The sequence below is a fragment of the Pseudomonas sp. NFACC25 genome (genome assembly GCF_900100935.1).
Taxonomy (GTDB): domain Bacteria; phylum Pseudomonadota; class Gammaproteobacteria; order Pseudomonadales; family Pseudomonadaceae; genus Aquipseudomonas; species Aquipseudomonas marginalis.
Genome location: NZ_FMUC01000006.1, coordinates 1 through 22270, shown reverse-complemented (window position 1 = coordinate 22270; position 22270 = coordinate 1). Strand labels below are relative to the sequence as shown.

At 64.3% G+C, this 22270-nt stretch carries 9 protein-coding genes; all 9 read right to left on the bottom strand.

Going from position 1 to position 22270, the window contains the following annotated elements:
* Positions 1-21: 21 nt before the first annotated feature.
* On the bottom strand, positions 22-726 hold the full coding sequence (locus tag BLQ09_RS15535) for an energy transducer TonB family protein (protein WP_065924370.1): 705 nt from the start codon (positions 724-726) through the stop codon (positions 22-24).
* A 3-nt stretch (positions 727-729) separates the two neighbouring features.
* The gene (locus BLQ09_RS15530; protein ID WP_010211136.1) at positions 730-1155 is read right to left on the bottom strand and encodes an ExbD/TolR family protein; all 426 of its coding nucleotides are present in this window, start codon (positions 1153-1155) and stop codon (positions 730-732) included.
* A gap of 11 nt (positions 1156-1166) precedes the next feature.
* The gene (locus tag BLQ09_RS15525; RefSeq protein ID WP_027607533.1) at positions 1167-2966 is read right to left on the bottom strand and encodes a DUF2341 domain-containing protein; all 1800 of its coding nucleotides are present in this window, start codon (positions 2964-2966) and stop codon (positions 1167-1169) included.
* A gap of 24 nt (positions 2967-2990) precedes the next feature.
* Positions 2991-4580, bottom strand: a complete 1590-nt coding sequence (locus tag BLQ09_RS15520) for a ShlB/FhaC/HecB family hemolysin secretion/activation protein (RefSeq protein WP_027607534.1) — start codon at positions 4578-4580, stop codon at positions 2991-2993.
* Positions 4581-4639: 59 nt separating this feature from the next.
* Entirely contained in the window at positions 4640-5233 is a 594-nt protein-coding gene (locus BLQ09_RS15515) for a transposase (protein ID WP_027607535.1), read from the bottom strand.
* Positions 5234-6069: 836 nt separating this feature from the next.
* Complete coding sequence (locus tag BLQ09_RS15505; RefSeq protein WP_092357719.1) at positions 6070-18318, bottom strand: filamentous hemagglutinin family protein; 12249 nt, start codon at positions 18316-18318, stop codon at positions 6070-6072.
* A 205-nt stretch (positions 18319-18523) separates the two neighbouring features.
* The gene (locus BLQ09_RS15500) at positions 18524-19708 is read right to left on the bottom strand and encodes a substrate-binding domain-containing protein (protein ID WP_027607538.1); all 1185 of its coding nucleotides are present in this window, start codon (positions 19706-19708) and stop codon (positions 18524-18526) included.
* 490 nt (positions 19709-20198) lie between these two features.
* A complete protein-coding gene (gspF, locus tag BLQ09_RS15495) occupies positions 20199-21410 on the bottom strand; it encodes a type II secretion system inner membrane protein GspF (RefSeq protein ID WP_092357717.1) in 1212 nt (403 codons plus the stop codon).
* On the bottom strand, positions 21410-22270 hold an 861-nt coding region (locus tag BLQ09_RS15490), incomplete at its 5' end, for a GspE/PulE family protein (protein WP_175472317.1). The genes BLQ09_RS15490 and gspF, both read right to left, overlap by 1 nt.

Sequence of the window (22270 nt, the reverse complement as noted above, 5' to 3'; positions counted from 1 at the left end):
TAGGTAAGAGGTTTCGTGCAATCAATCCGGGCGCCGGCCCTTGAGGGACAGGCGCATGGGCAGCGTCAGCGACGCCGGAGGTTTCTGGGTGGCGCGAGGCGCACGGATCAGCGCCAGCATCTGCGCGTCGGTGTCGGCATCTCCGCTGGACTTGGCCACCAGCGCCTTCGTCACCTGGCCGTCGGCGCCCAGCCACAGGTCGATCTGTATCGCAAAGGCCTTCTTGCGCAGCTCCGGGTCTTCACGCATCAGCCGTTGATAGGTACCGGCCAGGTACTGCTTGTACGTGCCGGTCCCCAGCCCGCCGCCGCCACTGCCGGCCATGCCGCCGCCCTTGCCGGCGCCGATGTTGAAGCCGTCGTTACCGGACTGCGCATCCCCGTCGATCTGCATCGGGTTGGCCAGGTCTTCATTCGGTGAAGGCGGTGCTTCCTCGGCCGGCTTGACCTCTTCGGGTTCGGGACTGGGCACCGGTTCCGGGACCTTCTCTTCAACCTGGGGCTCGGGTTCCTTGGGTTTTTCCGGGGGTGGCGGCGGCGGTGGCGGCAACGGAATAATCGTCGGCACCTTCGGCGCTTCACGGCGTACGCCACTCATGTCATTGGCCCACTGCCAGAGAAACCAGGCCGCCACGGCGCCCAGCAACAGGCCGGCGCCCCACTTCAACGGGCGCAACGGCGGTTTGTTCTTCACCGGCAATGGCGCGATCGGGATCTGTGCGGTCATCACTCAGCCCTGGCTCGGTTTGCCGGTGACCAGCCCGACCTGGGACAGCTCCAGCCGGCGCAGCAGGTCGAGCACCTCGATGACTTTCTGGTACTGCACCATCGCATCGCCGCGCACGATCACCGGGAAGTCCGGGTTCAGCGCTTTCTCGATGCGCAGGCGCTCCTCCAGTTCGCCGAGGGTCACCGGGTACGCGTCGAGGAACACCTGGCCTCCGTCATTCACGGAGATGGCCTTGGTCTTGGCCTCCGACAGCGACACCGAGGCGCTGGCCTTGGGCAGGTGGATCTGGATCCCCGAGACCTGGGCGGTGGCGGTGAGGATAAACATCACCAGCACCACCATCAGTACGTCCACCAGGGGCGTGATGTTGATGCTGTCGACGGCGGCATCATCGTCATCGTCGTGGGAGGCATTTACGGAAGCCATGGCGATTCTCCTCAGGCCGGAACCGATGCGTGATGGTCGCGGCGGTGCGCGGTTTCACTGTGCTGGCTCTCGCCGTGCATCTCCGCCAGGCGGGTGATGAACTCGTCGACGAACACGCGCATGTCGGCGCTGACTTCCTTGTTGCGCGTGATCAGGCGGTTGTAGCCAAACAACGCGGGGATCGCGACGAACAGGCCCATGGCCGTGGCCAGCAAGGCCGCCGCCATGCCCGGAGCGATGGCGTTGATGTTCACGTCGCCGGCCATGGCCGTGCCGAGGAACACCACCATGATCCCCAGCACCGTACCGAGCAGGCCGATATACGGGCCGCCGGCGATGGCGTTGGACAGGGTCGACAATTTGGAACTCAGGGCCTGGTTCTCACGGGTGCGCACGCCGTCCATGGAGCAGCGGATCGCTTCGATGGTGGCCGCCGACACCGACGAGGTGTCGGCGCCCTGGGCACGCCGGGTACGGATCTCCTTGACCGCCACCAGGTACAGGCGCCACAGCGAAGAGTGGCTCAGGCGCTCAGCCAACTGCGCGTCGTCGGCATACATCTCCAGGCGCGTGCCGATCTGGGCGAAGTGCTCGCGGAACACTTCGTTGGCACTGCTGAGGCGGCCGACCTGACGGTTCTTGCGCAGCATGATGACCCACGACTGGAACATCATCGCCACCAGCACCAGGATGATCACCCAGGCGTCCACCGGTACGGCGTTGAGCAAAAAGCCCAGGCTGCCGAAGCCGAAGCCGGACTGTTCTTCATCCACGCCGTAGGCCACCAGTTTCGACTCGGCGCCCTGGGCGCTCGCGTCAGCCAGCAACAGCGCAGCCGGGCGCGCCACCTTGGACAGGCGCAGCTCATCCATGGCCCCGGCGAACGGCAGGTGCGTGCTGCCGGCTTCCGGCAGGTCGGCGCCGACCGCCAGCTGCGTGTTGAACCCAGGCATGGCCACGGCGAGCGTGGCGCTTTCACGGCCATTCACATACAGCGTGACCTTGTCGCCCTCGGCGGTGAACGCCAGGTGCTGCCATTGGCCTGGGTTCAGCGGTTGGGTCGACACCGCGCGCTGGCCGTCGATCTCCACAAACGGCGAGCCCTGATTCAGGCCCAGCAACAGGCTGTGGGCACCGTCACGTCGGGCCAGCACGATTTGCTCACCGCTGGCCTGGTCCAGGCGCAGCCAGGCGCTGAACGTGAAGGCAGCGCCGGCGGCGTGTTGCAGCGACGGGCTGGCCGGCAACAGCAGCGGCTGGCCGCCGAACTGCAAGGCGCGGCCGATCACGCCGTCGATGCTCGCGCCGGTGGCGTTCAACGCGGTGTTGGCGTAGGCCGTGGTGTCCCGTGGCGGCGTCGCGTTGGCGCCATCGAAGTGATAGAGCGCGGTGTAATTCGGATCGAACGTCAGCTGGCCATTGGCGGTGGCCGGGGCCTTCTGGTTGCCGTAGTACATCCAGAAGTCCTGGCGCTGGCCGCCTTCGACCTTGGGCACATCGACCCAGATCAACGCCATGCCCATCAACGGGTCGAAGCTTTCGATCTGGTGATTGAACACGGTCTTGTCATCGGCACTCACAAAGCGCAGGTCGGCGCCGTCGTCCTTGACCCCGTCAAAGGTGAAGTTGCCGGTGTGCAGGCGCACCAGCAACGCGGTGCGGCCCAGGGCCTGGCTGATCGCGGCGCCCTGGGCGGTGGTGTCCACCGAAATCTGTTTGCGGTAGTGCCAATCGTCCTGCCACCAGGCGTGGGCAGTGGCCGGGAGCGCGAAGCCCAGGCAGATCAACAGGCTCAGGAATAGGCGTTGCATGGGTGAAGTCTCCGGAAGAAAAAGTCAGAAAGTCGCCTGCACACTGAAGTGCAGTCGCGAGTCCTGTTTCTGGGTGTTCGGTCCATCGAGCAGCGGGTAACCCCAATCCAGGCTGCCGGACAACCACTTGCTCAAACTGGCGCGGGTGCCCAGGCCGACACTGGCCAGGCTGTATTCGTCTTCCTGCTCGGGCAGCGGGTCGTGCAGGCGCATGCGCGCGCCTTCGGCGAACGCATAGAAGCGCCACTCCTGCACATAACTGCCGAGGAACTTGGCCAGGGACGGCGTGCGCAGTTCCTGGGAGAGCAAATAGCCCTCGTCCCCGGTGCGCTCGGCCGCCAGGTAGCCACGCACCGAGGTGGCGCCGCCGGCGGAATACTGCTCGTTGGACACCAGCGGCCCGGAGGCCAGCTGGAAAGCGCCCTTGGAGGCCGACTGCCAATCGTTGGCGAAGGTGTAGGTGTAATTCAGGTCGCCCTTGAGCACGGCGAAACTGGCACTGGCCTTGTAGCGCTTGTAATCGAACTCCTCGGCGTCGCTGCCGTAGCCAAAAAATGCACGGGTGCCGACCACCAGGTTCAAGCCCAGCCCCAGCTGGGATTGCTCGGTGTAGCGATAGCCGTTGTAGCCCAGGGTGAACGGCGCGTACTTGAGCGGCACCTGGTCGCTGCTGGCGCCGAACTTCATCTGCTCGTCGAAATCCTTGAAGTCCACACCGAACGAAAACGAATTGGCCCAGTTGCCCGCCGCCGGCAAGCTGTAGATGGCGGATACGCCGTAGGAATGGCCCTTGCCCAACACGTTGCTGCCGCCGATGGTGGCGATGTTGCTGTCGGACTGGTAACCGGAGAACTGCAAGGTCCAGCGTTCGTTCAGCGGCGCACTGTAGGAGCCCGACCAGACCTTGGCATTCTCGGTGTCCTGGGGCGCGGTGAAGTAGGTCAGGGAAATGCTGTGGCCCAGTTGCCAGAGGTTGTCGTAGCCCAGGGTGGCGACCGAGCGCAGCTTTTCGGTGTCGGCGCTGTAGTCGTTGTTCAGGCCGAGGCTGGCGTGCCAGGGGTTCTGGTCTTCGACCTGCAGATCCACGTCCATGGTGCCCGGGCGCTGGCCTTCGCGGACCAGTGGCGTGACCTGCCGGCCGGCACTGCGGTTGAGCCCGGCCAGCTGGGTTTGCACCGTGGTGAAATCCGGCACCGCGCCTTCCTTGAGCCCCGGCACTTCCTCGCGGATCTCCACCGGCGAGTAGTGCTTGGCGCCGACCACACGCACGCGGCCGACCTTGGTTTCGCTGACCTGCAGATAGACGATGCCGTCATCGACCTTCTGTTCCGGCAGCTCGACAAACACCGACTGGTAGCCACGCGCCTGGTAGATCTTCTGCAACGCATCGCGCGCGCCTTCGATATCGTCCAGGGTCTTTTGCGGGCCAAGGAACGGGTACACCGCCTCCTCGATCGTCGCCGCATCGAGCACGGTATTGCCGCGCACGAAGTACTCGTTGACGTCCACCTTGCGCGCCGGGGCCTCATCGCCCTCCTCGGCCCACACCGCTTGCGCCAGGACGCCCAGCGTCAGGCAGCACAACGCCAGCGTTGATTTGAACAGATGCTCCACACCGCCCCCTAACTGTCTAAGATTTTGCGCCGTCGCCGATTGCACGGCGTCTGGCCTGCTCAATTGCTGCTGGTCGAAAGATGGCTGTGCCGCGCCAGCCAGGTGTGCAGCAAGGCGAAGTTCAGAGAGAACTCCGGCATGTGCAGCAAGGCGCCACAGAACACGTCACCGATGATGGTCTGGATCAACTGCACGGCCTGCGGGTTGTTCAACAGGCTGGCGATGTCGCGCTGCAAAGCGTGGATGCTCCACACCTTCTGGTTCAGCTCCAGGCCGACGAACCAGCGGAACAGCAGGTTGTAGTTCAGTTGCTCGTGCAGCTGCTGTTCGCTGGGCACCGAATACAGCAGTTGCAGCAGCAGGATCTGCACCACGGTCTGCGGCGCGATCGCCATGCCCGGCGCGGCCTGGAGCAGGTCGCGATGCTGCTCGAGCACCTCGTCGATCTGCGGGCGCAACAACACCAGCGAATGCCCCGCCGGGATGTAGCTGGACACTTCCTTCAAGGCGCCCTGCCAGTCGTCCTGGGAGACGATCCACACCCACGGCGCGCCGTAGCGGTACACCGAAACCGGCTTCTTGCGCGCAGCCTCGACGATCTTCGACAGGCGCTGGTCGAGCTCCTGCATGCCAACTTTCGAGTAACGTTCCATAGTTCCCATTGCCCCACTCCTGGCGTCCCGCTGACGGCTGGGGAGGCGGCTCGTGGCGGCCTCCAGCGCGTTACATAGGCAAGACGGAAGTGGCGATGAGCTACCGAACTTTTGTCATGAAAGCTTCATTTGGGATTGTGAGGGGGGCAATTTTTCCGGGTCGGCATGTGCGGCCCTGGAGCCGACCGGAGTTGGGTCTGGTGTACTGGGTAAATGTGGGAGGGGGCTTGCCCCCGATTGCAGTGGGTCAGTACCAAATCCATCAACTGACACTCCCTCATCGGGGGCAAGCCCCCTCCCACATTTGGATCTCCATATATCAGATGGACCTCGGTCTGCTTTTGCTCTGCTTTTGCTCTGGCTTTTGATCTTGATCCTAGGCGCCCCGTCAAACACGCTGGCCGAACGCAGGCTTGAATCCGTGGGTAACCCGGCAGGACGCCGGGTTAGCCGTCCTGGGCCAGGGATGGCCCATGACGGCGGCCCACGGATTCAAGCCGGAGTGAGGGCATGCCGAGCCTAGGCGAGGCACCAAGTGGTGGGGCAAGACCTTTTGGTTACTTTTGGGGCGTTTGCCAAAAGTGACCCGCTGTAAGAGCGGAACCATAGGCAGCCGTTACCGCAGCAACGGATATGTACTCATTCCAACTCCAACAAATGGTCGACCCAAAGGCCGCCATCGGGAGCAAGTCGAATCGTCGCACCCACAGTTTTAACCGAGTCTCCCCCACCATACCGGTCGGCTAATAAGAAGCTCGCCACCCTTCTGCTTGCGCAAAAAAATGGGGCGATCACTGATCGCCCCGAACGGTACATCGAGAGGTCCTTCTGAAGTTCTACAAACTGATCTGCTTACGCTCCTCATCCGTCAACCGCGCCCGCGCCTGATCACTCAGCGGCCCCGCGCCCAGCACCTGCACCGGGCTGTCGGGGTTGTAGCCCGAGGTTTTCCGAGGTTCCGGTTCACGCGGCAACGGCTCGGTGCCCAGGCTCAGCACCTCCACGGTCATGATCGACGGCCGGCCCTGCCTGGACGCCGCCTGCTGGCTGCGCGCCGCGTCTTCTGCGGCCTGGGACGCCGCCGCGCCCGCTGCGCTGGCCGAGCTCATGGCGCCGGTATTGACGGTGGCCGACACCGGCACCCCGGACGACTTGCCCTGGGTCTGGATGTTCGCCGCGTTCACCACCCGCAGGGCGGCGATGTTGACGTTACCCGACACCCGAATGCCCGCCTCCCCCGCATCGATGGTGCCCAGCGGCGCGATCAGGTCGATATCCCCCGCCGGCACTTCCGGGATCGGGTTCAGCGTGGCGATCCCCGCACCGGTGCTCGGCACCGATGGCGACAGGCTCACGTTGCCCCAGTTGTCATAGACACGCTTGGGCGGCGTGTACACCACGGTGGTCTTGGAGCCGCGCCCGGCGTTGATGTCGCCCTCGCTGGTCCAGGCCATGATCGAGCCGCCGAAGGTGGTCATGATGCGGCTCTGGCCGAGCAGGATGCTGCCCAGGGAGTACAGCTGGATATCTCCCGCGCCCTGGGTGATCACCCCAGCCGTGGACGGCGGTGCGGCGCCTTCGATACCGAACGTCTGGCGGCCACCCGGCGTGAGCATCTGGATCGAGCCACCGAAGTTGGTGTGCACGCCCGCGCCGCCGAACATCGTGATGTCGCCTTTGTAGGTGATCGGGTTGCCGGCCACGTCGGTCTCGGGGAACAACCGGGCAATCGCGGCACGACCACGCACATAGCTGCCCTGGCGCACACTGCCGTCCTGGTTGTACTCACGGCCGGCGGCCTTGAGTTCGGCAAAGTACACGTCGCGGGCGAAGATCCGTTGTTGTTCGGCGGGCAGTGTGGCGTAGTAGGTCCGGGCCTGTTCGCTGTCGCCGGCAAAGCCGAAGCGTTCGGTGAGCCAGGACACCAGTTCATTCTCGTAGGTCTTGGCGACTTTGCTGCCCTGCAACGACTCACCCGCTTGAGCCAGGTTGGCGGGATTCAGGTAGGCATCGACGAAGCGGCGGTAATCCGGGCCATTGGCGCCCATGCCGGCTTGCATGACGATGCTTGCGCCAGGGCGGCTGTCGCCCGCCGCCACAGCACCCAGGCTGTTCACCGCGACTTTGTCTTCCATCTGGATGTTGCGCCCCGCCGTCAGTTCCAGCGTACCGGGGCCGGCAACGTTAAAGCTGCTGTAGAGGATGTCGCGGCCGGCGCTGGCGATGGAGATATCGGTGGGGCTGTTGTGCACGAACAGGTTGCCGGTAAAGGTGTATTGCCCCGTAACGATGACACCTGCGCTGGCACCGCTCAAGCGCGTGCCGCTGCCAACAATATCGCGTCCGGCTTGCATCCATACCGGGCCTGCGCCTTCGTAAAAGGTTTGCCCGAACCGAGCGTCACCCACCCCCGTGATCGTGAGGGCGCGCCCACTATTGACGCCCAGCAGGTCCCCGCTCAGCGCATAGAAACGCGCAGGTTCCAGGGCGTCACCCCAGGCCATGCTGGCGGTGTTGGGGCCAAAGGCAAACAGCGGGGAAACCGTCAAGGTGGCAAGGTTTCCATCGCTGGAAAGATTGCCACTGCCCACTATTGCCGTTTTTTGATCCGTCAGGAAACCGGCGAAGGCCGGACGCAGAATAGTCGCCAGGCTGTTGGGTGCCGCACTGGAGCGGCTGATCGTCAGATCGCCGCCGGAGATCGAATCGCCGGCCAGCAATTCCAGTTGCCCATTGGACGAAGGTGCGAGTACCAACGCCCTGAGCGGCTGCACGTCGCCAGGATTACTGGTCGAGGCGCTGCCGTAATAGAGACTGCCGTTAGCGGCAACCGCACGCAATGTCGCGGGATAGACCGCCGCCATATCGGTTTCCAGGGTCTGGGTCAGCGGCGTGAGGTTGCCCCCGGCAGAGAACAGGTCCACTGCTGTGCGGTCGGTCCACAAGCTGAACCAGCTTTGTCCGATCCCGTTGACCCCCTTATTGACGAAGGTCAAGGCGTTCATCTGCGGCGCGCGCCCAGGGTCGGCGACGTCCTGCAACACCAGGTCGCCACGGGTGGACAGGCTGAAAGTGGCATCGCCCGGCAACAGGCTCAAACCACCCGAGGCCATGGCCGAAGTGGAACGTAAAGGATCGTAGGCGCGCACTTCGCTGGGGCTCTGGTCTGTGAACCGGTTGCCATAACGCAGCGTCAGGCTGCCCAGGGCGCCACCGGTCAATTGCACGTGCCCACGCAGGTTCACCAGCGCACCATTGAGGTGGTCTGCGAAGGTCTGGCTGGCGGGGTTCACCGCTCCGCCGACCCGCAGGTTCAGATCACCGCCCCCCGTCAGTTGCACACTGCCATCGGCCCCGACCCGACCGGTGCTGCCGACTGCCAGTACCAGGCCTTGGCTGCGGCGACTGACGTTCAGAGCTGTTGACGAGACAGGGCTGATGAGTCCTGCATCGCCACCCACATCAACATTCAGGTTGCCGCCTCCCAGGGTGCCAAACCCGGTGAACCCGACCATCTGGTCCGAACGGTCGCTGGCGACGTAGGAACCAAAATTGATCCACCAGGCGGTAGCTTGCGCCTGGCTCCCACTGAGCCCATTGCCCTGACGCCACAGCCAGTTGCCGACGTTGGCTGAATCCTGACCCTGGTCGCTGGGTACCGGACGACCAACGCCATTCTGCGCCGGGCTGGTGATATTGCCCGTCAGGTTGCCGCCCACTTTAAGCAGCAAGTTGCCGCCCGTATCCGGGTACCAGGCGCGGTACAGGCTGCCGGTGTCTGCGTTGACCAGCTTTTCGTTGCCCCCGGCGTTAGCCAATACCTTGCCATTGCTGCCCAGGGCTCGCTTGAGGTTATACGGATCGTTGGTCGAGGTGCCGGTGGACGAGCTGCCTGCCGTGTATACGCCGAACAGCGACTCCATGCTCAGGTTGCCGGCGGCCAGCAGGTCAAGGTCTGCGGCGCCGGTGCGGATTACGCTGAAGCGAGTACTGCCGCCCACCAGCAGCGTGTAGGCCTCACCACTGATAACGCAGTATTCCGGGAAGTCGTCACATACGCCTGGGTATTGTATTGCGTCGAAATCAACCGGTTGGCCTACCATGCTGTCATCGCCGAACCACCCCATGGAGCCCTCCTCGGTCCAGACCTGGGCTCCTTTCCCGAACGTCCCATAGTGACTGTCCGCCAAGCGTAGATTGCCGCTTACCGGATGCGGTTGCAGCAGGCGACTGTCGGCTGCCTCGGTGTCGGCCCCCGCAACCAGGCGAATCGACCACGACTGCGCACCCTCCTCCAGCATGGGTGCAATTGCCCAGTTCTTGCCTGGGTGGCCGGCGTCACGCAACGTCACCGACTCCACGCCGCCCGGCAGCTTCACGTCTGTTCCCGACGGCAACAGGGCGCCCCGGGGCAGCACTTGGCTGGCGGTCAACGTCACCTTGGTGGCCAATGGCACGCCCTTGGGCCAGATCAAGCCGTCGACACTGGCTGACGTGCTCAACAGGCTGCCGGCATCCAGGACACTGCCGATGGCGAGGGTCTGGCTCTGAGTCAGCAACGTGCCCGCCGCGAACAGCACATTGCCCGAGGCATCCCGGACAGCCGCCGCCAACACAGTACCCGCCGGGAGTACCAACGGTTGTTTGAGCGTAGCCGCGACGGGCAATCGGGTGCCCGGCGGCAGAAACAGGGGGTTGGTCAGTACATCGAAATTAAGCGCAGCGCCCGCGGGGAACACGGTGCCCACCTCCAGGGTCACGCCGCTGCCCGGTACCACCACGGTGCCGCCGGTGTAGTCGATACCGGCGCGCAGCACCCAGCCATTGTCATCGTCGGTGGCCGGTGGCGCGGCAAAGCCGTCGTTGATGCTGCCATAGATATTCAGGTCGCCACCGGCGCGCAGGGTCAGGCTGCCGGACTCGGTCTTGGCCGTTGATTTGAGGCTGGCGTAGCGATAGCCGGAGAGGTCCAGATCGCCCTGCACTACAAGGTCGCCATCCGGGGTTTTGCTGATGATCTCTACGCCGGGGCGCAGGTGGAACACATCGCCGTACGTGGCGTTGTTCAAGCCGGCGAGCTTGCGCAGCAAGTTGCTGTTAACACGCGCGGCGTTGATGAAATTCGTATTTGCTGGATCGACGACTTTCGTGAGGTAGTCCTGATCAATCACTTGGTACGGGCGCCCATTGGGCGTTTCATCGGTGTTGGTCGGGGCATCGTCGTAGGTTCTCATGCCATTGAGCGCAATCGAACGCGCGCCCTGGATAGTCAACGGCCCACTGGCATCAATGGCGATGTCATTGCCGCCCACGCGCGGCGCGTTGAGTTCCAGCGTGCCACGGTTGCGCCCGTCATTGCCGGTCGCGGCCTCGGTGCCATGGCGCAGGTCGATGCGCGCGCCGTTGGCCAGGGTCAACTGGCCCTGGCCAGAGCCGAGGACCACGATGGCGCGGTTAGGCGAATCGATGATCTTGCCGTAGCTGTCCACCCGCAGTTGGCTGCCATGGGCATCGAGCACCGCCGTGCCGTCCAGGCTCAGGCCGTTCTTGGCAGCCAGGTTTATGCTGCCCACGCGCTCACCGCTGGCGTCTACCAGGCCGGTCACGCGCAGGCTGCCATTGTCGATCGAGACGTTGACGCTGTTGGCCTTGACGTCATTGCCGATGGTCAGGTCGCCCTGCTTGAGCTGGAAGCTGCGCGCACCGTAGACCTGGCCTTGGTTGAGGCGTTGGTTGAGCGCTGCGAACTGGTCGCTGAGCGTACCGCTGCCGCCCAGGCGCTGGGCCTGGATCTCCACCGCACCCGCGAGGTATGGCACCCGCGTGCCACCGGCATCGTAGTCACCGCTGCTGCCGGCGATGATCTTGCCTGCCAGGTCGACGATCCCCGCAGCGCCGTCCACCGCCACCGCGCGCAACTTGCCCGCCTGGTTGTGCTGCGCCGACAGGTCGATGGTCGAACCGGCGGCCTGCTGCACATTGCCGGCACGGCTCTCCAGCAAGACCTCGCCGCCTGCGCTGTATTTGGTCAAGTCATTGAAGGCAATGGCCCGGCCGGACACATCAATCGAGGCGGCATCGGTCAACACCACGTCGCCCCGCGCGCCCAAAGTGACCTTGCCGCTGGGCAGCACCACGGCAGTGGCCAGGCGAAGGCTATCGCCTTGCAATGACCATTCGCCGCCGATGCCGTCCACCTTGCCTACTGCGCCAGCCGAGGCGCTGACATCAATCGCGCCACCGGCGGTAATACGGTTGACCGAACCGGCCTCACCGGTCATCAGCGGCGTGAGGATATTCAGGTTGCCGCCGCTGTAGGCAAAGCCCTTGATCGCATCAAACGCGCCCTGGCTCTGGTACACCGAGAGGCTGCCCTTGTGGTTGGCGGTGATGCGTTCACTGGCATTGAGGTTGACGTTGGCAAAGCCCAGGGCGAGGCGGTCGAAGGTATTGGTCGTGCTCGGCTGGGCAAAATCCCCATAGCCGAATTCGATACGCTCGGCATTGATGTCCAGGCGCCCGCTGCCGCTGCCGGCACCGCCGGTCACCGCCGCCACAGGCGGCGCGACGGCACCTTGCCAGATCAGGTTGGCGGTGTGGATAGTCGCCACGTCGTTCAAGCCGCCAGAGCCGTAGATCGCCGGCGCGGACAGCATCAGGTTGCTCAGCAACGACTTGCCGGTCACGGCGTCATAAGTGTCCAGGGTGGTGGTGCCGTAGAAGTTAAAGCTGTCACGCGCCGACAGCTGCAGGGTTTCCAGGGCCGGGGCGCCGAATTGGGTGTCGCCGCGCAGCAGGCGTTCCAGCACTTGCTGGTTGAGGGTCATACCCACCGGCAGGCGATTGTTGGCGGCTGCAGCGGCCAGGGCTTCGGGGCTGCCGACGTTGATGCTGGACACGCCCAGGTTCAGGTGGCGGGTGCCATAGCGCACCTCATCGCCCATCTGCAGGGAGCTATCGGTCAAGGTAACGATGCTGCCTTCGGAATACAGGGCTGTCTGGCCGCTGCAGGGCGCGCGGTTGCACACGCCTAACTGGATGCCCCCACTGATGACTTCGCCCAATGACGGCGCGGCGATTACGTTGAGCAAACCGTTGGACACCGCCAGCACATTGCTCAGGTTGTAGATAAAACCGTCACGTGCGTCGTAGCTGGCCTTGCCCTGGCCTATCGTGTTGATCGAGGCGCCTTGTTCGAGCGTAATTTTTCCGGTGGAGGTCACCAGTAATACCTCCGGTGCCGCCAGTTTCGCGCCGTCGCGCAGGATGATGGAACTGATGATGCTGCTGGGGAGGTTGATGTAGTTGCCACCCTGGCCGTACGTGACATAGGTCATTCCACCGATCAGCAGGCGAGCCGCGCCCATTGCATTCAGGCTGTCCGCATCCACCGTAATGCCTTTGAAATTGGCGGTAGCCGCGTTGCCTGCCGCGACAATTTCGATGCCCCTTCCCAAGCTGCCCTTTTCTTCGTTGATCAGCGATACGGTACCGCCGTAACCGCCGTCAGCGGCCTCGAAGCGGCCGATCCCCTGGAACGAAAAGGCATCCGCACCTGCGCCTGGCCGCAGGGCCAGTTGCAGGGTCTTGGCATCCACCGGCAGCAGTGCCCGAGGTACACCAAGCCTGGTGGCGTCGGCCACGGCGAACTGTGCGTAGCCGGTTTCGTTGTATTGGGAGTAACGACGCAACATATCGGCCGACGTGAGAATCACCTGGCTGGCCGTACTGTTGCTGATCCCGGTATTGGCGACGGACAAGCGCCCTGCCGTGGCCCATGAGCCATTGCGCAACGCCTGGGTCGCACCGTCGGTGCCCAACCCGGCCAGGCCGTTGATCTCGAGCCGGAAAGCCCCGGGCATCAACGCATAGGTGGAGGGCATCAGGGTATAGGTGCCGGCCGCCAGGCCCGGCACGCCGGCGCCGATTGTGATCTGCTGGCCGATCAACGGATCGACCGCGCCACCTTCCGGCGCCACCGGTGCATAGCCCGGTTGCACGCCCGGCACAATCGCATAGATCGGGTTGGTGCTCAGACCCGGCAGTACAAACCCGCCGTTGGCACCGAACTGTACCAGTGGGTTGTAACGTGCATCCGTAGAGCCCCCGCGCCCGGAAATAAATCCGGCGCCGAGCAGTTCGCCACCGCCGGACAGATCCACCGTCGCCTGCGGCAGCACCGTCAACTGCTGGCCACCGAGAATCACCCCAACGTTCAGGCTGCCCGCACTGTTGCCGCCACCCTGGCCGACAAACGTCACTGTCTTGCCGTTGTACTTGTAGATCTGGCCATCCACGGTACCGCCGTAAGGCAATACCAGGCCCTTGCCACTCACCGACGTGAGGCTGCCCGGCAGCAGTTGCACGTGGGTAGAGCCCAGGTTGCCAATCTCGATCAGCCCCAGTGGCGCACGCACCACGCCGCCCTGCCTGATGGTGGGCCCGCCCAATTGCAGACGACCAAAGGCCGAGTAAGGCATGGCGGCATTGCTATTGGCGGTGCGTGCGATGGTCAGGGTGCGTGTCGGATCGTAATTGAAGCCTGTGTCATTGCTGGCAGCATTATTCAGATAGCCCGCCAGTACCCGGGCGCCGACTTCAGTCGCCGGGTACAACTGCGCCGCGCGCAGGGTCATGTCGCCACTGGTCACTAATTGCGTGCTGATGCCCTGGGCAATCACATCTGCCCCCGCCCCCGCCAGGAAGCGCAAGTCGCCCTGGCTGGTCAGTTGCACATCATCAAACCCCCGCCGTTCGAGGCTGACCTGGCTGTTGTCGGGCCGCAACAGATAGCTCTTGTTGCCGAACAGCACATTGCCACGCACGTCGATCAGGTTGGCGTTGGCGTTGAACTGCGCCGTGGTGGCCAGCGCGGAGGGATTGGGCAACACCGGCACCGCGCGGGTATAGGCTTCCTTGCCGGACTCTGCCGGCGCGAGGATGCCGGCCAACAGCAGGTATGGCGCCGACAGGTTGACCCGCGAACTGGCCGCCGCGTTTTCACTGAGGTTATAGCTGCCACCGTACAGGCGCAGGCTCTGGCCCATGTTCAACGACACGTCACCGTCGAAACTCAGCAAGCCGTTGCTGAGCAGCGCCAGGTTGTCAAACCCGCCGGCGCTGATCTGGTCCACGCCGAGGCGGCCATGGCCGTACTCGAGGCTGGAAGTCGGGCTGGCTTGATGGGTCTGGCTGAGCACCAGTTCACGCACCTTGAGCACACTGTCGTTGACGCCGGCCTTGAGGTAATACGGGCTTTCCAGGGCCAGGGCCAGGCTACCGCCCGCAGCACCTGCGCCACCCGCGCGGGCAACGAAGCTGCCGTCCAGGTACAGGCCGTTGTTCGACGCAAAGCTGATGCTGCCGCCATTGCTGGCCACCGGCACGCGGCCCTGGCCGGGAACATCCAGCATCGCCTGGGCACCGGACGCGTCCAGGCGCGCGCCGTCGCGCACCACCACAAACAGGTCACTGGCCTTGGCGATACCGGTGGCCAGGTTGATGTCGCCGCCGATGCTGATGGTGCCCCCATTGCGCACCTGGCCGTAGACATTGCCACGGTTGCTCACCGCCGTGACCCCACGCGACGCCACGTCGATCAGCGCGTTTTCACCCACCCAGATCGAACGGCTATGGCCGGCGGCGTTGGCCGCTTCCGAGCCCGTCGCCGTCAGGCCGCCCAGGCTGACGCTGCCGCCCCAGGCGTTGAGGCGGCCGTTCATGGTCAACTGGCCGACGCTGCGCAGGTTAATGGCCTGGCCTGGGTCGACAGTGATCACCGCGCCCTGCCCCACGCTCAAGGCTGTGGTGGCCAGTTCAGCCGCCGTGGAATTTAGATTGCCGGCGGTCAAGGTCAGGCTGGCGCCACGGCGCTGGGTCAGTACGCCTTTGGCAGCGTCTTCCTGGTACAGCGCTGGCGTCCAGCGTTCAAGGGCGGTGGCCGGGTCGCTGCCCGTGGGAGCGGCCGAGGTCCGCTCGCCAATACGGTAGACCGGCGTCGTGACGTCGACCTGGGTACCGTCCGTGACCAGCAGCCCTTCATTGCCGGTGATGTCATAGGCCGAGAAGCCCTTGTTGAAAAAATCCCCCGCCAGTTGCACGGTGCCAACATCGGGCGCCGTGGCGCTGTCGCCGATCTGTACTTTGCGCGCCTGTAACGCCAGGGTGCCGCCACCGCTCACGCCATAACCGCGAATCTCGCCGTCCAAACCCAGGGTACCGAGAGACGCCAAGGTCACGTCGCCGCCCTTGCCACCGTTGAGCTTGCCATCCAAGCCGAGGGTGCCACCGGAGGAGGTGTCCACCACGCTGCCGGCCGCCAGGTTCACACCACCAGTGCTGCGCAGCGACACCTTGCCGCCGTTCACATAGGCCAAGCCGCTGCTGTTGGCCGGTTCCAGCAGCAGATTGTTCCAGCGCCCGGTGGCATCCAGCGTGACCCCGCTGGCCACGTTCAGCGTGCCGCCGCCGTTGAGGATGCTGTCGCCTACCGCACCGCCTTTAAGCGGGTCGACCTGGCTGAGGATATTGCCCGCATTGAGGCTGCCGCCGTGGGCCGTGAGGTTGGCGTTGATGTCGACCCTTGGCCCGAACAGGGTGATATCGCCGCCATCGGCCACCTTGAGCGCTCCGTTGACGGTGACCTGCTGCTTGGCCGCGACCTTGATCGCGCCCAACTGATAGCCATTGAGCTGGTCGCTGTCGAGTACCATCTTGCCCTGGCGGTCCGCGGGCAGCGCGGTGGTGAGGTCCAGGCCATCGGCGATTTTTTGCGTACCGCCCTCGATCAATACCTCGTCCGCGTTTGCGCCCAGGGCATAGCGCAGGGTGCCGGTGGTCTTGTTGTAGATAGGCGTGTAGCCGCCAATGATCAATTGCGCGCGCTGGGCCATGGCCTTCTGCGACTGCTGGTAACCGTCGAGGTTGATGTTCGGCGCCTGGGTCTGGCGATCGCCCTGGAACACGTCACTGATCACCTGGCCCTCGAGCACCGCGCTGGTGGTACCGATCACCAGCTTGCCGGCATCGCGGCCCACCGTGTAACCGCTCTCATAACGACGCTGCTTGGCGATCATCGGGTTGTAGTAGTAATCGGTCTGGCCCCAGCGCTTGCTGGTGTCTTCATACCCCTTGTAGAACCCGGAATAGAGAATGTCGCCCGGCGCGTTGGACAGTTCATACAGGCGCCCGTCCGGGCCCTTGAGCCAGGTCTGCCGGATATACCCGGCCTGCACATCCACGGTGCCGCCCGACAGGTTGATCTGCGCGTCCTTCTGGGTCACCACGTCCTTGCCGGTAAACGTCACGGTACCGCCCTGGGCCATCCACTCACCCACCGAGTGGCCTTGGGTGCCCAGGTAGCCGCCCACTTCCAGCAAGCCGCCAGCGGTGTACCAGCGATCCGTCGCATAGCCGTTGGTGCCTGCGGGCACAAACACCAGCTCGCGCAGGTCGACCCACACATCGTTATTGATCAACTGCCCATCGTCACGGTTGACCGGTGCGTCGCGCTGCTCGTTGCCCTGTACGTTGATCTTGATGTTGTTGGATTCCATCGACACCTTGACACCGACCGCCCCGGAGACATCGATCATCGCCCCGTCGCGTACCAGGCTGCGCCCGGTGGCACTGACCGCGACCTGCCCACCGGTAGCCAGGGTGATCGAGCCTTTCTGGAAGTCCACGGTGCCGCCGCTGACGATCTCGATGCGTGATTGGTCGGTGCGGTCGGCCACGGCGCTGAGGTTGTTGAACTGGCCGGTGATCAGGTTGGCGGGCGTGCCGTCGAGCTTGATCAGGCCGTTGTCCTTCTGGCCGTTGAGCGCGGTGCTGCCGCTGCTGTCGAGCAGGATCGCGGTGGTGCTGCCCTCCCCCAGGATCACGCTGCTGGTGGTGTCGGTAGCGGAATTTAGCAAATGGATGGTGCCACGGGCGTCCACTGACGTGCTGGCCAAGGCCACGCCATTTTGCTGCACCTGGTGCCCGGTCAGGGTGATGTCACCGGTGGACGCCATGATCAGGCCCGTGTTGCTGACCTTGCCTGCGCTGCTGCCGGCCTTGAGGCTGGTGGCCACTTCATTGCCACGGGTGGTGGAGCGGTCATTGCCGGTGGTGCCGACACCCTTGCGGATGTAAAAGCTGTCGCCGGCGGCCAGGGTGGTCTGGCCCTTGGCGGTAGTGAGGGTACCGGCGTTTTCCACTTCCGAGCCCAGCAGCAAGGCATAGCCGCCGGCGTCGGTGGAGGTGGCGGGGTTGTGGGTCTGGATCAATGCGCCGCGCTGCACCTCGACCTTGCCGGCCGCGTCAGTGAAGGTCGGCTGGGTGCCGGTGGCGTCCACGTAGATACCGCGCTGGGTGAACTGCTCATCGGTGATGTTCGCCGCCGCCGCCACCAGATTGCGCACGTTGACCTGGCTGGTGCCACTGAACACCACGCCGTTGCGGTTCACGATCATCACCGTACCGGCGCCGTTGATCTGGCCCTGGATTTCGCTCGGGCGCGCATTCGGGTCGTTGACGCGGTTGAGCACGGCCCAGCTCGACTGCTGCTGGAAGTCGACGCTGGTGTTGCGCCCGACGTTGAAGGTTTCCCAATTGAGGATGGCCTTGTCGGCGGTCTGTTCGATGGTCACCGTGGTCTTGCCGCCGGCCTGGGTCTGCACCGGGCCCTTGGCGTTGGTCCAGCCCTGGGTCAGGCTGTTATCCACCTGCAGGCCACCCTTGCCGAGGCCATCGGGAATGGTCGAGATCTGGCCGAACGCAGCCTGGCGCCCGGCGGCCTGCGCCGCCTGCTGCGCGGCAATCGCCGCCACACTGGTGTTCAAAGTGCTGATGGAACGCGCCAACTGCTGGTTGACCCGCGCCTGCTGGTTCAGCGAAGGAATCCCCTGCACCTGCCCGGCACTGATCCGCGCCGCCGTCGCCGCCTGGGTCGCACCTTTATCGGCAAACCAGCTGGAACTGAACGCCGTGGCCGCATGGGCATTGCCCGCCACCATCAACAAGGCGATGGCCTGGGCCAGGGGCTTGAGGCGCAGCACAGTTTCTTGGGCTTTCAGGTTAACCGGCGATTTGCAGCGGACCATCGGGGATCTTCCTTCTTTGTTATCACGCAGGGAGCAAGACAGGCTCACGTATGAGGGTTAGGCGGTTGGCGAGGGACGGGACTGAACTTCTGTCACGCAAAGTTCATAGAGGGCTGTTAACGGGTCGAAAAACCGCACAAACGCAAAAATCAGCAACGGCACAGGCCGTTGCTGATCAGGTGGTGCAGGTCGTTGAAAGCGAGGGTTACAGCGGACGACCGATACCGTTGCAGACGTTGGTGTTGCCGATGCTCAGGGCGTTGCTCGCGGTCAGGAAGCTGGCGCGAACGGTGGCTTTCCAGGCGGTTGGCAGCGGAACGAAAGCGTTGGCGGTGATGGCTGCATCGTTGTTGTTGGAGGCGCCGTAGTGCTTGGTGAAGAAATCACGCACTTGGCTGGTCTGGGTCGCGTCGGCGTAGCACTGGCTGAAGATCAGGTTGGTAAAGCCCAGGATCGGGTAGCCCGAGGTTGGGTAAGGCTGTACACCGGCGGTGTTGTCCGGACCGAAGACTGGAACCCAGGCGTCCGGGTTGGAACGATCAGCGGCAGCCGGTACCGGTACTGCGCCGATGGCGGCAGACACGTTGGCGGCGGCAGGCGAAACGCCCTGGGTGTTGGTGGCGACGTTTTTGCCCACGCGAGCCACTTTGGTGGCGTCGTCCAGGCCGGCCAATGTCGGGGCGGCGAAGTCCGGGCTCATGTAGGTGATGCGGCCATCGCCGGCGGCCAGGGCAGTCATTACGCCTTGGCTGCCAGTAGCAGCAACGGCGCCGGCAGGCAAGCCGCCGGAGAAGCTGGTGCCGAAGGTGGTGGTGACGGCGAAGTTGCCTGTTTCTGCGTTGCACTTGGCATTCAGGAAACGGGTGAACAGCTCAGTGGTACCACTGCTTTCGCTGCGATAAACCACAACGATCGGACCGGTACGGCCAGAACCGGAAATCCCGTCCCAGGTATTGATACGGCCCGAGAACACGCCGCACAACTCTTGAACGCTCAGGTCTACAGCGGCGGAACCGCTTTTATTGAAAGGAATGGCAACCGAAGTCCCCACCGATGGCACCTGGATCAACTTGCCCCAGGTCGGTTGCTTGGCAGAGGCGTAGGTCGACAACTCAGTGGCGCTCAGCTTGGAGTCGCTGCCGGCCCAGTGCACGTTCTTGTTCGTCACGCCCGCCTGGAACTTGGTGTAGTCGTTGTTCAGGAAGGCTGCCTTGCCGTTGCCGCTGCCGACACCGATGTACTGGGCGAAACCGGCCGTCAGCACGCCGGAGGTCTGGTACAGCGCTTGTGGCAGGGTGGCACCGCCACCGTTGATGTCAGCCATTGCAGCCTGTGCCGAGCACAGTGCGGCGAGGGTCATGGATACCGCGAGAACGTTGCGCTTAAACATGAAGAATCTCCTTTCGTCGTGTTTGTACGTTGGGGGTAGATGGCTCTTGCATGACGCCATGGCTTCGGTCCCAGGCCGTGTCTCGGGGGTGGCGAGGGGTGAGGCCATGGGTAGGAAATTTCGCAGCTTCCGATGACAGCAAAAGGAAAAAACCTCGGGAGGAAGGGCTTGATTTTAAAAAGATTCTCGGGTGTTTTGGTCATGGTTTTGAGCGGTTTGGCGGCAGGTGACAGCGAGGTTTCAGCGTGGGTTTCGCCAAGGCGGCGCGGGCTGTGACGCGGGGCCTGGATGTGACGGAATGAGGAACCCGAGGTTGGGGTCTGGCGATATCGGCCCACCCCAACATCAACTGAACAGACAGGGTTCAATGTGGGAGGGGGCTTGCCCCCGATTGCGGTATGTCAGCAACAACTGAGGTGACTGACCCACCGCTATCGGGAGCAAGTCGAATTGTCGCACCGCCCCTCCCACATTTTTTAACCGCATGCATTCAGGTAACGAGTTGGTTGATCTCGATGATCGGCAACAGCACCGCCATCACGATCACCAGCACCACCGCGCCCATCACCACAATCATCAGCGGCTCCAGCAACGCCGTCATGCCCATGGCCCGCCGTTCAATATCCCGCGACAAGGTCTGCGCCGCCCGCTCCAGCATCGGTGGCAGCGAGCCGGTTTTTTCGCCGCTGGCGATCAGGTGGATCAGCACCGGCGGGAAGACTTTTTCCACCGCCAGTGCCGGGGCCAGGTTGACGCCTTCGCGCACCTTGGCCGTGGCATCGTTGACGCACTGGCTCAGGCGCTCGTTGGACAGGGTTTGCCGCGCCGCTTCCAGCGCACGTAACAGCGGCACGCCGGCACCGCCGAGGATCGCCAGGGTCGAGGCAAAGCGCGCGGTGTTCAGGCCCAGCACAAAACGCCCGATCAGCGGCAGGCGCAGCACGCGGCTGTGCCAGTTCAAGCGCGCCACCGGGTTGCGCAGGTACAGGCGCCAGCCCCAAAACCCACCGACAATCCCGCCGAAACACAGCCAGCCCCACGCGCGGATAAAGTCGCTGGCGTTGAGCATCGCCAATGTCAGCCCGGGCAGGTCCTGGCGCGCCTGGGAAAACGCGCTGACCACCTGGGGCACCACGTAGCTGAGCAGGAAAATCACGATACCGATGGACACCAGCCCGACCACACCGGGGTAGATAAACGCGGTGAGGATCTTGCCGCGCAGGTTGTTGCGCTCCTCGATGTAGTCGGCCAGGCGTTCCATCACCTGGGCCAGGTCGCCGGACTCCTCCCCCGCCGCGATCAGTGCGCGGTAGATCGACGGAAAGTCCCGTGGCCGCGCCGCCAGCGCATCCGCCAGACGCATGCCGCCGCGCACGTCGGCACGCACGGCGGCCAGGGTCTGGGCGATGTGTTTTTTCTCCGCCTGTTCCACCGTGGCGCTTAATGCCGCCTCCAGGGGCAGGCTGGCGCCGAGCAGGCTCGCCAGTTGCCGCGTGGCCCAGGCCAGGTCGTTATCCGACAGCTTGGCGCTGAACAGGCTGCTGCCGACGGCGCTTTGCTGGCCGCCCTCGACCTGCACCAGCAGCGCGGTCAGGCCACGGCTGCGCAACACGGCAAACGCCCCGCTCTGGCTGTCGGCCTCCAGGTGCCCGGCCTCGACTTTGCCGCTGGCATCGGCGGCTTCATAGCGGTAGCGATTCATCAGGCGTCCCGTGTCACGCGCAGGATTTCTTCCGGCGCGGTGGCGCCGCTGCGCACCCAGCGCTCGCCGTCTTCACGCATGCTGAACATCCCCGCACGGCGTGCCGCCACGCGCAGATCCTGCTCGCCGGCGCCCTGGTGGATCAGGCTGCGCACCTCGTCGTCGACGCAAAACAATTCATGGATACCGGTACGCCCGCTGTAGCCGATCTGGTTGCACTGCGCGCAGCCCACCGGGCGCCAGGTGCCGGGCGCGGCCGGGTCTTCCTGCTTGCAATGCGGGCACAGGCGGCGGACCAGGCGTTGCGCCAAGACCCCCAGCAGTGACGAGGCCAGCAGGAACGGCTCGACGCCCATGTCGATCAGGCGGTTGACCGCCGACACCGCATCGTTGGTGTGCAGGGTCGCCAGCACCAGGTGCCCGGTGAGCGAGGCCTGCACCGCGATTTGCGCGGTCTCCAGGTCGCGGATTTCACCGATCATGATGATGTCCGGGTCCTGGCGCAGGATCGCCCGCAGGGCCAGGCCGAAAGTCATATCGATCTTGGCGTTGACCTGGATCTGGCTGATGCCCGGCAGGTCGTATTCCACCGGGTCCTCCACGGTGAGGATATTGCTGGTGCTCGCATCCAGCCGCGCCAGCGCGGCGTACAGGCTGGTGGTCTTGCCGCTGCCCGTAGGCCCGGTGACCAGCACGATGCCATGGGGCTGGCGGATCAAGGTGTCGAGGCGCGCCAGCAGCTGCGGCTCCATGCCCAGGGTCTCCAGTTGCAGCCGCCCGGCCTGCTTGTCGAGCAAGCGCATCACCACCCGTTCGCCATGCCCGGTGGGCACGGTCGACACACGAATATCAATCGGCCG